Annotated in this window: 15 protein-coding genes; 9 read left to right on the forward strand and 6 right to left on the reverse strand. The window is 33.2% G+C overall.

All coding sequences use genetic code 11. The features are described from left to right. A partial coding sequence (locus tag L6Q46_RS07560) for an SPOR domain-containing protein (RefSeq protein ID WP_291283799.1) occupies positions 1 to 917 on the reverse strand: 917 nt, incomplete at its 3' end. A 330-nt stretch (positions 918 to 1,247) separates the two neighbouring features. Between L6Q46_RS07560 and dprA the strand changes: the two genes are divergently transcribed. Genes dprA through L6Q46_RS07575 form a run of 3 tightly spaced genes read left to right on the forward strand, consistent with a single transcriptional unit; the run spans position 1,248 to position 3,026 of the window. Further along, positions 1,248 to 2,351 carry a DNA-processing protein DprA gene (gene dprA, locus L6Q46_RS07565; RefSeq protein ID WP_291283800.1) on the forward strand — a complete coding sequence of 368 codons (1,104 nt, stop codon included), beginning with the start codon at positions 1,248 to 1,250 and terminating at the stop codon, positions 2,349 to 2,351. Positions 2,352 to 2,392: 41 nt separating this feature from the next. Further along, a complete protein-coding gene (locus L6Q46_RS07570; RefSeq protein ID WP_291283801.1) occupies positions 2,393 to 2,785 on the forward strand; it encodes a hypothetical protein in 393 nt (130 codons plus the stop codon). A 16-nt stretch (positions 2,786 to 2,801) separates the two neighbouring features. Next, a complete protein-coding gene (locus L6Q46_RS07575; RefSeq protein ID WP_291283802.1) occupies positions 2,802 to 3,026 on the forward strand; it encodes a hypothetical protein in 225 nt (74 codons plus the stop codon). A gap of 59 nt (positions 3,027 to 3,085) precedes the next feature. Here the strand turns inward: L6Q46_RS07575 and trpS are convergent, their stop codons facing one another. Continuing rightward, complete coding sequence (gene trpS, locus L6Q46_RS07580) at positions 3,086 to 4,054, reverse strand: tryptophan--tRNA ligase (protein ID WP_291283803.1); 969 nt, start codon at positions 4,052 to 4,054, stop codon at positions 3,086 to 3,088. A gap of 158 nt (positions 4,055 to 4,212) precedes the next feature. On the opposite strand from trpS, the gene L6Q46_RS07585 reads away from it, so the two are divergent. Then, on the forward strand, positions 4,213 to 4,953 hold the full coding sequence (locus L6Q46_RS07585) for a lysophospholipid acyltransferase family protein (protein ID WP_291283804.1): 741 nt from the start codon (positions 4,213 to 4,215) through the stop codon (positions 4,951 to 4,953). Between the two features lie 89 nt (positions 4,954 to 5,042). Here L6Q46_RS07585 and L6Q46_RS07590 read toward each other — a convergent pair whose 3' ends face one another. From L6Q46_RS07590 to recA, 4 genes are all read right to left on the reverse strand, one after another. Continuing rightward, positions 5,043 to 6,701 (reverse strand): hypothetical protein, encoded by a 1,659-nt coding sequence (locus L6Q46_RS07590; RefSeq protein WP_291283805.1) that lies wholly within the window; start codon positions 6,699 to 6,701, stop codon positions 5,043 to 5,045. Then, positions 6,698 to 7,240, reverse strand: a complete 543-nt coding sequence (locus L6Q46_RS07595) for a sigma-70 family RNA polymerase sigma factor (protein ID WP_291283806.1) — start codon at positions 7,238 to 7,240, stop codon at positions 6,698 to 6,700. Before L6Q46_RS07595 ends, L6Q46_RS07590 begins: the two co-directional genes overlap by 4 nt. A gap of 11 nt (positions 7,241 to 7,251) precedes the next feature. Then, positions 7,252 to 7,653, reverse strand: a complete 402-nt coding sequence (locus L6Q46_RS07600; protein ID WP_291283807.1) for a hypothetical protein — start codon at positions 7,651 to 7,653, stop codon at positions 7,252 to 7,254. Positions 7,654 to 7,745: 92 nt separating this feature from the next. Further along, positions 7,746 to 8,750 carry a recombinase RecA gene (recA, locus tag L6Q46_RS07605; protein ID WP_026725599.1) on the reverse strand — a complete coding sequence of 335 codons (1,005 nt, stop codon included), beginning with the start codon at positions 8,748 to 8,750 and terminating at the stop codon, positions 7,746 to 7,748. Positions 8,751 to 8,966: 216 nt separating this feature from the next. On the opposite strand from recA, the gene L6Q46_RS07610 reads away from it, so the two are divergent. The 5 genes from L6Q46_RS07610 to L6Q46_RS07630 all read left to right on the forward strand — a co-directional run. Next, a complete protein-coding gene (locus L6Q46_RS07610) occupies positions 8,967 to 10,325 on the forward strand; it encodes a rhodanese-related sulfurtransferase (protein ID WP_291283808.1) in 1,359 nt (452 codons plus the stop codon). Further along, the gene (locus L6Q46_RS07615; protein ID WP_291283809.1) at positions 10,325 to 11,566 is read left to right on the forward strand and encodes a peptidase U32 family protein; all 1,242 of its coding nucleotides are present in this window, start codon (positions 10,325 to 10,327) and stop codon (positions 11,564 to 11,566) included. The genes L6Q46_RS07610 and L6Q46_RS07615 overlap by 1 nt, the downstream gene beginning before the upstream one ends. After that, positions 11,566 to 11,796 (forward strand): ferredoxin, encoded by a 231-nt coding sequence (locus tag L6Q46_RS07620; RefSeq protein WP_026725596.1) that lies wholly within the window; start codon positions 11,566 to 11,568, stop codon positions 11,794 to 11,796. The genes L6Q46_RS07615 and L6Q46_RS07620 overlap by 1 nt, the downstream gene beginning before the upstream one ends. A 181-nt stretch (positions 11,797 to 11,977) precedes the next feature. Then, positions 11,978 to 13,141 (forward strand): regulatory iron-sulfur-containing complex subunit RicT, encoded by a 1,164-nt coding sequence (gene ricT / locus L6Q46_RS07625; protein WP_291283810.1) that lies wholly within the window; start codon positions 11,978 to 11,980, stop codon positions 13,139 to 13,141. Next, positions 13,122 to 13,503: gliding motility lipoprotein GldH (locus L6Q46_RS07630; protein ID WP_291283811.1), on the forward strand; the 382-nt coding region annotated here is incomplete at its 3' end. The genes ricT and L6Q46_RS07630, both read left to right, overlap by 20 nt.

Genomic DNA, 13,503 nt, shown 5'->3' on the forward strand with positions numbered 1-13,503 from the left:
GCATTGTGCGATTTTTGAATGTTTTTTCTTTCTGTTTGAGCCTCGTTTAAGTTTTTGAAACTTCCATAAACCACAGGATATAAGTTGTGTTTGTTCATCGGAAGCATCTTAGCATTTTCAAAACCAGCGGATTTTAATTCAGCAATAGCTTTGTTGGCATTTTCTTCACTTCTATAAGCACCAGCAACTAAATGATAAGGCATTTTTTCTTCAACAGGAGCAGCTACACTTAATTCAACCGCTTCAACCGGAGCGCTAATTACAAAAGTAGCTTCTTGAATTTGTTGTTGTACCTTTTCTTGTACGTTTTTTTGAACGGCTAAAGTTTTTGTTTCAATTTGTTGATCGTAATACGTTTTATATCCAAAACCACCAGCGCCCAACATCACCACAAAAATAGCAGCATATTTCAAATACGAGTAATCTTTCTTTCTTTCAGGAGTAAAAATAATAGGAGCCTTTTCTTCCAAAGCTTCTACTTCTTGTTTTAAAACTTCTCTTGTAATTTCTGGAGAAACAAAAGGAGTTAATCCAAAAGAAGCCGTTAAATAATTTACCGTATTCGCTGGTTCAAAAACCCAATTCATTTCATTGTTCACCGAAATCTCGCCAATGTTTTTCAACATCACACGATTGCGGTTTTGTAACAAATACGTCCATTCGTTCACCACATCACCAATTTTGATTACCGCTAATTCGTATGACATTTTTTCTTGTAATGCCACATGATTTGCCAATAAACCATCATTGTTTTTTACATTCGCATTAAACGAAACCACTTTTTTAGGCGGAAAAAACGAACTTGCGCTTCCAGTAACGTGAGCGGACACAGTTTCGGTTAAAAACGCACCAAAGCCTGGAACAGTAACGCACTGATAACGATATAATAAGTCGGATATGTATTTTTCTATCTGCATAACAACAAAGTTAGATAATCAATAGTAATATCAAAATTTTATCAACAAAAATTATTAACAATTGCGATTTTTACTGTAAATTATTGGAAGCGAATGGCTTGGGCTTTCTTGGTTTCCCTGTTCCTGCTGTCCGCTCTACACGGTGCCGCTCCCATCAGGGCTAGTTAGCTTTCCATTTTCTTTCTTGGTCTTTGTTTTCTATGTAAAATGGAATGTCTTGTGCGGTTAAGATAATTTTCTATGTTTCTATGTGGTAAAAACCTTTGGATTATTGTTAAAAACTACTATTTTTGTTCTTCAATTATACGCCAAATAAATTTTATACACGCCATGACACAGTCAGAATTATACCACACGCTTGCGTTAATGCAAGTGGAAGGAGTAGGAGATGTAATCGCTAAAAAACTCCTCCAACATTGCGGAAACGCACAAGAAGTATTCGCTTCAAAAAAATCCCAACTTCAAAAAATTGACGGCATTGGTTCGGTTGTAATTAAAAATTTGCAAGACAAATCGGTATTCGCAAAAGCGGAAGCCGAACTCCAATTCCTTGCACAAGAAAATATTTCCACTACCTACTTTCAAGACGAAAATTATCCAGAAAGGTTAAAACATTGCTATGATAGTCCCGTACTTTTATTTCAAGCCGGAAATCTCGATTTACAAAACAAAAGAATTATTAGTATTGTCGGCACACGTCAAATCACGACGTATGGCATGGAATTTACTAAGAAATTGATTGAAGAAATTTCACCTTTAAATCCTATAATTGTTAGTGGTTTTGCTTATGGTGTGGACATTTATGCTCATCAAATAGCATTGGATTGTGGTTTACAAACCATAGGTGTTTTAGCGCATGGATTAAATCAAATTTATCCGAAAGCCCACAAAAAGTATATGGCAAAAATGGAACAAAACGGCGGCTTTTTAACCGAATTTTGGAGCACCAGCAATCCCGACAAAGAAAATTTCATCAAACGAAATCGCATTGTGGCTGGCATTAGCGAAGCTACCATCGTAATTGAAAGCGCTGAAAGAGGCGGTTCTTTAGTTACCGCTAATTTAGCTAACGATTACAACCGAGATGTTTTCGCAGTTCCAGGAAGAACTACGGATAAGTACAGTCAAGGTTGCAACAATTTGATTAAAACACAACGTGCCAATTTGCTTACTTCGGCAGCGGATTTGGTGTATATTTTAAATTGGGAATTGCAGCGCGAATCTCAAAAAGTAGTGCAAAAACAATTGTTCGTTACCTTAACCGATGAAGAACAAATCATCTACGACTACCTTCAAAAAACAGGAAAAGAAATGATGGACATCATCGCTTTAGAATGCGATTTTCCTATTTATCGCATTTCTTCTATTTTGTTAAACATGGAATTAAAAGGAGTGATTCGTCCTTTGCCAGGTAAAATGTTTGAGGTGGTTTGATTTTTGGCTTATTTTTTGACTGAAATTCCTAAATTTAGAACATGAAAAAAGTACTTAGCATCATAACGATAGTTTTGTTTTTATTTTCTTGCACCGAGAAAGAAAAAACCTATGAAGAATTAGAAGCAGAAGTTTTATGTGATGTTTTGCCGGAAGTGATACCGCCTTTTATTGCAATACACTTACCTTCACCTTCACCTCCAAGTATAGATTCATCGGATAAAATAGAAGAAAAATTTTCGGTAGATGATTCAATTATGGATTATTTGAAAAGAAAAAGAGACTATGTTAAGAGACTAGCAAAAGAAAAAAACAAAATACATATTGGTTTAAATTCTCTCATGTTTCCAATTAAAAAATCAGAATTTAAAACTTCAAATCGAAATAATATTTTTATTGATAGTTTGATGGAAAGAAAGTTTCAAAAAAAATGAATTATTAAATTCAACGTTGAAAATTAAATTTGTTGAAAATGATACAATTGCTGACAGAGGTGAATTCATTAAAGATCCTGAAATTAAAGCATTGTCAAGTATTACTCGAGTTTTGTTTAATGATAATAAAACAAAAGCTTTTTTTAAACTCTATCCTTTTGGATGTTTACCTTATTCAGTTGAAATAGTTTCAGAGAAAGTGAATAATAAATGGTTAGTTAAAGAAATCATTAAAGAATAAAAAACCTCAAAATTCAGACATCTAAACTTTGAGGTTTTTATAATTATAAGTTGATTTTCTTAGTAACCCAACTTCTCTCTTACTCTTTTCAAAACACCATTTGCTACAACACTTGCTTTTGCGGCACCTTCAAGTAATAATTTATCAACTTCTTCTAAGTTGTTGCTGTAGTAATTGTATTTTTCTCTTTCGGTTTTGAATTTTTCAACGATTAATTCAAACAAGGCTTGTTTCGCGTGACCGTAGCCGTAATTTCCGGCTTCGTATTTGGCACGTAAATCAGCCACTTCTTCAGTAGAACCTAATAATTTGTATAATGCAAACACGTTACATGTGTCTGGATTTTTTGGTTCTTCAAGCGGCGTGCTGTCAGTTTCAATTGTTTTGATTTGTTTTAGTAACGCTTTATCATCTAAAAAGATATTGATAAAATTGTTTCTCGATTTACTCATTTTTTGTCCGTCTGTTCCCGGAATAATCATGATTTGCTCATCGATTTTTGCTTCGGGCAATACAAATGTTTCACCCATTTGGTGATTGAATCTCGAAGCTACATCACGCGTAATTTCTAAATGTTGTAATTGATCTTTTCCAACAGGAACAAAGTTGGCATCATACAATAAAATATCAGCCGCCATTAACATCGGGTACGAAAATAAGCCTGCGTTAACATCATCTAATCTATCCGCTTTATCTTTGAAAGAATGCGCTAATGTTAAACGTTGGAACGGAAAAAAACAACTCAAATACCAAGAAAGTTCTGTCGTTTGAGGCACATCAGATTGGCGGTAAAAAACCACACGATTTGTATCTAAACCACACGCCAGCCAAGCCGCCGCAACACTATACGTATTTTGTCTTAATTCTGCTCCATTTTTGATTTGCGTAATCGAATGCAAATCGGCAATGAAAAGAAAAGACTCGTTATCAGGATTGTTTGCCATTTGAATAGCAGGAATAATTGCTCCTAATAAATTACCTAAGTGTGGTGTTCCTGTACTTTGAACTCCGGTTAAGATTTTTGCCATTGTTAAGTTTTAACGCAAAGACGCAAAGTTATTCGCAAAGCTTCGCAAAGTTTTTTTAATTATTAAATTGAAATGCAAATGTAAAGCAAAAACAGAAAAGTAAAAAGAGATGTGTTTTATTAAAATGATTACTTTTGGAAATCAAATAATCACGCTTAATGAAATTTTTAAAATATCCGCTTACACTTTTATATCGCATTTGGTTTTACATCTTGGTTTTAGTTCCAATTATTGTGTTGTTCCCATTTATTTTGGCAACGATTTTAAGTGAGAAAACCTATCCTTTGTTTTTTAAAATTGCAAGATTGTGGTCTAAGATTATTTTAATTGGAATGGGATTTAATTATTCTATCGAAGGCGATGAAGTTTTTGAAGACGGCAAAAGTTATATGCTAGTTGCCAATCATACTTCAATGACGGATATTATGTTGATGTTGATTGCGGTTAAAAATCACCCTTTTGTTTTTGTAGGAAAGAAAGAATTGGCGAAGATTCCGATTTTTGGATTTATTTATAAACGTGTTTGTATTTTGGTTGATAGAAGCAATAGCAAAAGTCGTTATCAAGTTTTTGAACGTGCTCAAAAAAGAATTCATCAAGGTTTGAGTATTTGCATTTTTCCCGAAGGTGGCGTTCCCGAAGAACACATAGTGTTAGACGAATTTAAAGACGGCGCTTTCAGAATTGCTTTAGAACATGGTTTACCAATTGTTCCGATGGTGTTTTTTGATAACAAAAAACGTTTTTCATATACTTTTTTTAGTGGAAGTCCAGGGAAAATGCGCGCTAAAATTTATCCAATAATTGAAACGAAAGGAAAAACCTTAGAAGATAAAAATGCTCTGAAACAACAGGTAAGAGAAATTATTTTACAACCTTTATTGGAGGATTTAAAATAAAAAAGTCCAAACGCATTTGGACTTTCTCAGTTTCATTTTAACTAGAAATGAAACAACTTAACTATAAATTTAAGCTTAACCAACAAAGCTTAAAAACTAAAACTAATTCCGGTATACAAGCCTATAAAATAAGGCTTGAAGTTACCGGAATTTTCACTAAACGTATTGATCTGGTATTTAAACATAGGCTGAAAATTAGCATTAAAGCTTTTCCAAAACGAATATTTAAAACCCAAACCGACATTACTACTAAAATGTATGCTGTTTAAATTATTTGCTCTTCCTACTTCCATTTCGATACCGTTTGCCACTAACGAAATGTTATTTTGATTTAAAAATAAGGTACTCATTCCTCCAATCACTTCTATACCAAATTTTTTATCCAATAATTTGTAACTTAATTCTAAAGGAACTTCAATATAACTGATGTTTTGTTGTAACGCTCCTACATTGTTTTCAATAATTACATTTTCCACATCACCTGATAGCGTTTCTACTACATTAGCTTTTGACGAAAACACCATATTAGATGCTTCAGGATTTCTTGATATTGTGGGGATATTGTTTTCAACATTATTCATTCGTGCATCAAATAGAACATCGTTAGTATTGTAGCTAATGTTGATATTGTTAACCCCTGTTTTTATACTTAATTTGTTGTTTATTGCGTAACTTCCAGCTATACCTAAACTTAAGGTTGTTGCATAATTTTTACTATTCGAATCAAATTGTTGGTCAATTGAAGATCCTTGTGCTAAGGAGTTAAAATAAACAGGCGACGCGTTAGTGCTAATCGCCCATTTACTTCTTTTTTCTTCTTTTTCATCTTCATTTTTCCCAGCCTCTTTTTCTTTAAGCAATTCTTCTAGCGGATTTGTTTCTTTAGAAACTTCAGCCACTAGCGTACTATCTTGAGTAATGATTTCATTGGAAACAACAACATCTGAATTGTTTGTTTGTTTTGTAATAGAATCATTATTAGTTATTGTTGTTGTATTTGATTTTTTATTTTCAAAAAAAGCATCAATTGTTTCTTTGTTAATTGAGGTTTTATCTTCTCCACTATTATCAACTACGTTATTATCATCAAATAGGTTTTCAAAAGCAGAATTATTTTTATTTGACTTCGATTTTGATTTTCTTTTTGCCTTGTTTTTTTCTGTATTTGCTACAAAAACGTTTTCAGAATTTATTTCAGAAGATGATTGTTTTTTGAAATTGTTTTTGCCTTTTTTAAATCCTTTTTGATTAGAATTTGCATTAATATTGTTTTCTAATTTACCGTTTGAAACCAATCCGTTTCTTCTACTAGAATTGTTTTTAAACTTAGAATTAACTAATTTTTCATCCATCGATTTTTCATTATATTGATGGATTGAATTGTTAGATTTTTTATCTAAACTTTCTTCGTTTGATTTTGAATCGGAAACAATGGCTTCATTATTAGGCGAAGTAATGTTTGAATTATTTGAGTTTCCTTTAGCATCTTCGGTGTTTACTATTGTATTGTTAGAATTTGGAATTTCTGTTGAATTATTTTCACCAGAGAAATTCCAAATTAATGCCCCGATTATTAACAACGAAGCGGCAATCCCCGAAAATTGAAACCAAATAGGTACAATTCTTTTTTTCTTTTTCTTCTCATTTAAACGACTTGCAATAATATCCCAGGAATCTTGAGGCGGTAAAGCTTCAAAATCTTTGAATTTCTCTTGAAATAATCGTTCTATATTTTTATTGTCTTTCATTTACTTTTTTTTACCTCAAAACTGTTATTTGATTCTATCTTACTTTTCAAAATAGCTTTTGCCCTAGCTAAATTTGATTTTGATGTTCCGATGTTGATTTCTAACATCTCGGCAATCTCTTTATGAGAATATCCATCTAAAACATATAAGTTAAAAACCAATCTATATCTGTCTGGTAACTCTTGAATAATCTTAGTTAAAAATTCTAAACTGATGTTGTCATCATCAATTTCAATTTCCTCTTCGTCAGCAATTTTTTCAGAAACAATTTCAAAAATATTTTGTTTTCTATATTGCTGTAAAACGTAATTAATGGTAACTCTTTTGGCCCAACCCTCAAAGGAACCCGTGTTTTTATATTGATTTATTTTTTCAAAAATGATTAAAAAACTTTCTTGTAAATTGTCTTGAGCTTCTTCGTAATTACGCGAATATTTCAAACACACAGAAAACAATTTTGGCGCTAATAAGCGATAAATCTGCTCTTGTGCTTTAGTATTGTTGTTACTACATTCATGTATAAGCTGCTCTATAATCAATTTCTTACATGTTAATTTACAGGAATATCATATGTCATAAAAGTGTCATTTCCTTCGTCATCGAGACCTGTCCAAAATTTAAAAATATAGTTTCCCGTATTTGTAACATGAAAATTAAAAGTCTCTTCAACTAATATGTTTTCAACAGGAACACAATTGCCTCTCCCTTCAACCAAATTTTTAATTGCACAAGTTCTTATGTTTAATTCTTTATCGTAATAAATACCATAAGGAGAGTGGCAATTTGTTGGTCTGTAATATTGCATAGTTATAGGATAAGTTTCTCCTAAGACAAATTCTGTAGGCATTTCAACAGAATGAACAGGTAAAACTTCAACTGTGAAGCTATTTTCTTCGAGTTCACAAGAATTGAATAAAAAAAGAATACTTATTAATAAAACTAATTTTTTCATTTTTATTGATTATTATATTTAGTAGATTAATTTTTTCAAAAAAGGTTGCGTTAAATTACAAAAAAAATCACGCTCAAGGCGTGATTTAATTTTTAAGCGTTATTTTCTTTGATAAGCTCTTTAATTTTTTGTTCCAATTCGTCCATTAATTCTGGATTGTCTTTGATTAATGCTTTAACAGCATCTCGACCTTGACCTAATTTAGTTTCACCGTAACTAAACCATGAACCACTTTTTTTGATGATTTCAAATTCTACTGCTAAGTCTAAAACTTCACCTACTTTTGAAATTCCTTCACCATACATAATATCAAATTCTGCCGTTCTAAATGGTGGTGCTACTTTATTTTTTACAATTTTAACTTTAGTTCTGTTACCAATTACATTTTCACCATCTTTAATTTGTGTCGATTTACGAATATCGATACGAACCGAAGCATAAAATTTCAAGGCATTTCCTCCAGTTGTAGTTTCTGGACTTCCAAACATTACACCAATCTTATCACGTAATTGGTTAATGAAGAAAACTGTACAATTGGTTTTGTGAATAGTTCCCGTTAATTTTCTCAACGCTTGCGACATTAAACGTGCGTGTAATCCCATTTTAGAATCACCCATGTCGCCTTCGATTTCGCTTTTTGGTGTTAAAGCAGCAACCGAGTCAATTACTACAACATCAACCGCTCCTGAACGAATTAAACTCTCAGCAATTTCTAATGCTTGTTCACCATTATCAGGTTGTGAAATAATTAAGTTGTCGATATCAACACCTAATTTTTCTGCATAAAAACGATCAAATGCGTGCTCAGCATCAATAAATGCTGCAATTCCTCCTGCTTTTTGAGCTTCAGCTATGGCGTGTAATGTTAACGTAGTTTTACCTGACGATTCTGGACCGTAGATTTCTATGATTCTACCTCTTGGATATCCATTTACTCCAAGCGCTAAATCAACACCTAACGAACCTGTAGGAATAGCTTCTACTTCTTCAACAGCGCTATCACCTAGTTTCATTACGGTTCCTTTTCCGTATGTTTTGTCAAGTTTGTCTAATGTTAGTTGTAAGGCTTTTAATTTTGCTTCTTTGTCTGAGCTCATAATTTTTGGCTTTAAATTGATTACAATTCTTTTTTTGTAAAAATACAGCTTTTTTCAATTGTGCCAAAAATTGTTAATATGTTTTCCAATTCATTTAAAGATTTGATTTTTAATCAATTTTATTACCTTTGTGCTCGAATTCTTCCATTTAGAATTCATAACATATTTCTGTACAGACGTAAAATTTTACGTCTCTAATCTTAAAACGTTTATAGCATGCAACTGTATAACACCTTAAGCGCAGAAGAAAGAGCTCAGTTAATTGATGAAGCCGGAAAACAACGTCTTACATTATCTTTCTATGCGTATGCCAAAATTGAAGATCCCAAAAAATTTCGCGACGATTTATTTATCGAATGGAACAAACTTGATGCTCTTGGTCGTACCTATGTAGCCAAAGAAGGTATCAATGCTCAAATGTCGGTTCCAGCAGAAAATTTCGAAGCTTTTAGAGAAACTTTAGAAGCTTACGATTTTATGCGAGGCATTCGCTTGAATGTTGCCGTGGAACACGACGATCATTCTTTCTTAAAATTAACTGTAAAAGTTCGTGATAAAATCGTAGCTGATGGTTTAAACGATGAAACGTTTGATGTAACCAATATAGGAGTGCATTTAAAAGCGAAAGAGTTCAATCAAATATTAGAAGATCCAAACACGATTGTAGTAGATTTCAGAAATCATTACGAAAGTGAAATTGGTCATTTCAAAGGAGCAATTACTCCTGATGTTGAAACTTTTAGAGAAAGTTTGCCAATTATCAACGAACAATTAAAAGATTTCAAAGAAGATAAAAACTTGGTGATGTATTGCACCGGAGGAATTCGTTGCGAGAAAGCATCAGCTTATTTCAAACACCAAGGTTTTAAAAATGTCTTTCAGCTTGAAGGAGGAATTATCAATTACGCCAAACAAATCAAAGAAGAAAATTTAGAAAGTAAATTCATCGGAAAGAACTTCGTTTTCGACCATAGATTGGGTGAAAGAATTACTGACGATATCGTTTCGCAATGTCACCAATGTGGAAAACCTTGCGATAATCACACGAATTGTTTAAATGATGGTTGTCATTTATTATTCATCCAATGTGACGAATGTAAAGCAGCTATGGAAAATTGTTGTTCTACCGAATGTCTAGAAATTACACATTTGCCATTAGCCGAACAAGTTAAACTTCGAAGAGGAGTTCAAGTTGGAAATAAAGTTTTCCGAAAAGGAAAATCGGAGAATTTGAAATTCAAACATTCAGGAGAATTGTCTGACAAACCTTTGGCTGTAGCCGAAAAAACAAAAGACATTCGTCAGAAAATAAAAGTAAAAAAAGTATTGCTTGGTAAAGCCGAACATTATTATGTGAAAGCACAAGTAGGCCTTTTCGTTATAGAAAACCAAGAATTAAATGTTGGTGACAGCATTCTAATTTCTGGACCAACAACTGGTAACCAAGAATTAGTTTTAGAAAAAATGTTCGTTAACGGAACTGAAAATTCATCAGCAAAAGTTGGCGATAAAGTAACTTTCGAAGTGCCTTTTAGAGTAAGATTATCTGATAAATTATTTAAAATTATCAACTAATGACAACTTCTGGAAGAATAGAATTAATGGCGCCTGCAGGAAATTTCGAATCCATGCAAGCGGCATTAGATAATGGTTGCGATTCGATTTATTTTGGTGTAGAACAATTAAACATGCGAGCTCGTGCAACAGTAAATTTCGTTTTAGATGATTTACCTGAAATTGCGCGTCGTTGCAACGAAAAAAACGTTAGAACGTATCTAACTTTAAATACCATTATTTACGATCACGATTTATCGATTGTAAAAACACTTTTAACCAAAGCCAAAGGAGCAGGAATTACAGCGGTAATAGCATCTGACCAAGCAGTTATTATGACAGCTCGCACGATGGGAATGGAAGTGCATATTTCCACTCAATTAAACGTTACGAACATCGAAACCGTAAAATTCTATGCGATGTTTGCTGACACGATTGTTTTGTCTCGCGAGTTGAGTTTACGTCAAGTAAAAAAAATCACCGATGACATCGAAAAAGAGCAAATCAAAGGACCGAGTGGGAATTTGGTAGAAATCGAAATTTTTGGTCACGGCGCTTTATGTATGGCAGTTTCAGGAAAATGTTATTTGAGTTTACATTCGCATAATTCATCGGCAAACCGTGGTGCTTGCAAACAAAATTGCCGCAAAAAATATACAGTTATCGACCAAGAATCTGGTTTTGAAATTGAACTTGATAACGAATACATGATGTCGCCAAAAGACTTATGTACCTTGGATTTTCTAGATCAAGTTATCGATTCAGGCATCAAAGTTTTAAAAATTGAAGGGCGAGGTCGTGCTGCTGATTATGTAGCAACTGTTATCAAAACCTATCGCGAAGCTATCGATTCTTATTACGAGGGAACGTTTACCAAAGAAAAAATCAACACTTGGATGGAAGCTTTGGCAACCGTTTACAATCGTGGTTTTTGGAGCGGTTATTATTTGGGACAAAAATTAGGCGAATGGTCAGACAACCCGGGTTCTAATGCAACTCAGAAAAAAGTATATGTTGGGAAAGGAATGCATTATTTTCCAAAATCAAGCATAGCTGAATTTAAAATCGAAGCTTACGACATTAAAAAAGGCGATAAAATTTTAATCACAGGTCCGTCAACCGGAGCACAAGAATTAATTTTAGAAGATTTCTTTGTGAATGATGCAACTTCTGAAAAAGCAACTAAAGGCGATAGTTGTACTTTAAAAGTGCCGTTCCGCATTCGTTTATCGGACAAAATGTATAAAATTGTAGAAAACTAATGGTTGTTGTTACGCTTCAAAGAGATAAGTGCATTGGTTGCAATTATTGTGTAGAAATGGCACCCGCACAATTTCAAATGTCCAAAAAAGACGGAAAATCAGTATTAATAAAATCGGTTGATGCCAAAGGTTTTCACACCTTAAAATCGGCTGACCATACGATTGTTGAAAATTGTGAATTGGCGGCAAAAGCTTGTCCGGTGCATATTATTACCGTAAAAGAAACTTAAATTTTTGTTTTACAATACTATATGAAAACCTATTTCGTTTTATAATGAGATAGGTTTTTTCTTTTTGTACAACTTCCAAAGATTGAATTTGAAAGTTTCCATAAAAAATCAATATCTTTACGCTCAAAAACATTTTAGAAACGTAGTCCAACAAACGGACAATCAACATATATTCAAAATTATGGCATGTACAAACTGTTCCACGGGTGCTAAAGACGGCACACCAAAAGGATGTAATAATAACGGGACTTGCGGCACCGATAGCTGCAACAAACTTTCGGTTTTCGATTGGTTGTCAAACATGACGTTGCCAGGTGGTCAAGAACCATTTGATGCAGCTGAAATTCGTTTTAAAAACGGAAGAAAAGAATTTTTTAGAAATACAGAAAAGCTAACTTTAGCTATTGGAGATATTGTAGCTACCGAAGCTTCTCCAGGACACGATATCGGAATTGTGACTTTGACAGGCGAATTGGTAAAAATTCAAATGAAAAAGAAGGGCGAAAATCCCGATAAGGAATTAGCTAAAATCTACAGAAAAGCATCACAACGCGATATTGATATTTGGACTGAAGCTCGAAATAAAGAAGAATCTGTGCGTATGCGCGCTAGAGAAATTGCTATTCATTTGAAATTAGAAATGAAAATTTCGGATGTAGAATTTCAAGGTGATGGATCAAAAGCAACGTTTTATTACACAGCAAATGATCGTGTAGATTTCCGTCAATTAATCAAAGAATTTGCTCAAGAATTCAAGATTAGAATCGAGATGAAACAAGTTGGTTTCCGTCAAGAAGCCGCTCGTTTAGGTGGAATTGGTTCTTGCGGAAGAGAATTGTGTTGTTCTACTTGGTTAACCGATTTTAGAAGTGTGAATACTTCGGCAGCTCGTTACCAACAGTTATCATTAAATCCACAAAAATTAGCGGGTCAATGTGGTAAACTAAAGTGTTGTTTGAATTACGAATTGGATACGTATTTGGATGCATTGAAAGACATGCCTGATATGGACACGAAATTATACACCGAAAAAGGCGATGCGTATTGCCAGAAAATTGACATTTTCAAAGAAATCATGTGGTTTTCTTATGCTAATGCTCCAGCACATTGGTTGGTTTTACCAGTTGCAAAAGTAAAAGAAATTGTAGCGGTTAATAAGAAAAAAGAACGTGTAGCAGCATTAGAAGATTATGTAGTGGAAACGGTTCAAGAAGTAGAGAAAAAATTCGAAAATGTGGTAGGACAAGACAGTTTAACTCGTTTTGATCAACCTAAGAAAAAGAACAACAATAAAAACAAAAAACGTAAACCATCAAATTTTAAAAATGCTCCTAAAAAAGACTAAATTTATTGGGTTAATGCTATTCACTTTGCTTTTTTTCTCTTGCGATGAAAAGCAATTTTTTAGTGAATACAAAGAGTTAGACGGTTCTTGGAAAAAATCAGACACCTTGCGTTTTGCATTTGAACAAAAAGACACGGTAAATCCGTATCATTTGTTTTTAAATGTAAGAAACAATAATGATTACCCATTTAACAACATGTATTTAATTGTTACAATGAAAGAGCCGGGAAAAAAACCAACCATAAAAGTAGATACGTTAGAATACTTAATGGCTAAACCAGACGGTACTTTATTAGGCGAAGGTTTTTCAGATGTAAAGGAAAGTAAATTATGGTATTTAGAAAATTTCAAATTTAACAGAG

Origin of the sequence: Flavobacterium sp. (assembly GCF_023151265.1) — a bacterium.
In the GTDB taxonomy this organism is placed as follows: domain Bacteria; phylum Bacteroidota; class Bacteroidia; order Flavobacteriales; family Flavobacteriaceae; genus Flavobacterium.

Excerpts from the sequence above, each read along its gene's own strand:
- L6Q46_RS07570 (WP_291283801.1), top strand. The coding sequence starts at position 2,393 with ATGAAAAAAGTACTTAGCATCATAACGATAGTTTTGTTTTTATTTTCT.
- L6Q46_RS07620 (WP_026725596.1), top strand. The coding sequence starts at position 11,566 with ATGGTTGTTGTTACGCTTCAAAGAGATAAGTGCATTGGTTGCAATTAT.
- L6Q46_RS07610 (WP_291283808.1), top strand. The coding sequence starts at position 8,967 with ATGCAACTGTATAACACCTTAAGCGCAGAAGAAAGAGCTCAGTTAATT.
- L6Q46_RS07590 (WP_291283805.1), bottom strand. The coding sequence starts at position 6,701 with ATGAAAGACAATAAAAATATAGAACGATTATTTCAAGAGAAATTCAAA.
- dprA (WP_291283800.1), top strand. The coding sequence starts at position 1,248 with ATGACACAGTCAGAATTATACCACACGCTTGCGTTAATGCAAGTGGAA.
- L6Q46_RS07615 (WP_291283809.1), top strand. The coding sequence starts at position 10,325 with ATGACAACTTCTGGAAGAATAGAATTAATGGCGCCTGCAGGAAATTTC.
- ricT (WP_291283810.1), top strand. The coding sequence starts at position 11,978 with ATGGCATGTACAAACTGTTCCACGGGTGCTAAAGACGGCACACCAAAA.
- recA (WP_026725599.1), bottom strand. The coding sequence starts at position 8,750 with ATGAGCTCAGACAAAGAAGCAAAATTAAAAGCCTTACAACTAACATTA.
- L6Q46_RS07600 (WP_291283807.1), bottom strand. The coding sequence starts at position 7,653 with ATGAAAAAATTAGTTTTATTAATAAGTATTCTTTTTTTATTCAATTCT.
- trpS (WP_291283803.1), bottom strand. The coding sequence starts at position 4,054 with ATGGCAAAAATCTTAACCGGAGTTCAAAGTACAGGAACACCACACTTA.
- L6Q46_RS07585 (WP_291283804.1), top strand. The coding sequence starts at position 4,213 with ATGAAATTTTTAAAATATCCGCTTACACTTTTATATCGCATTTGGTTT.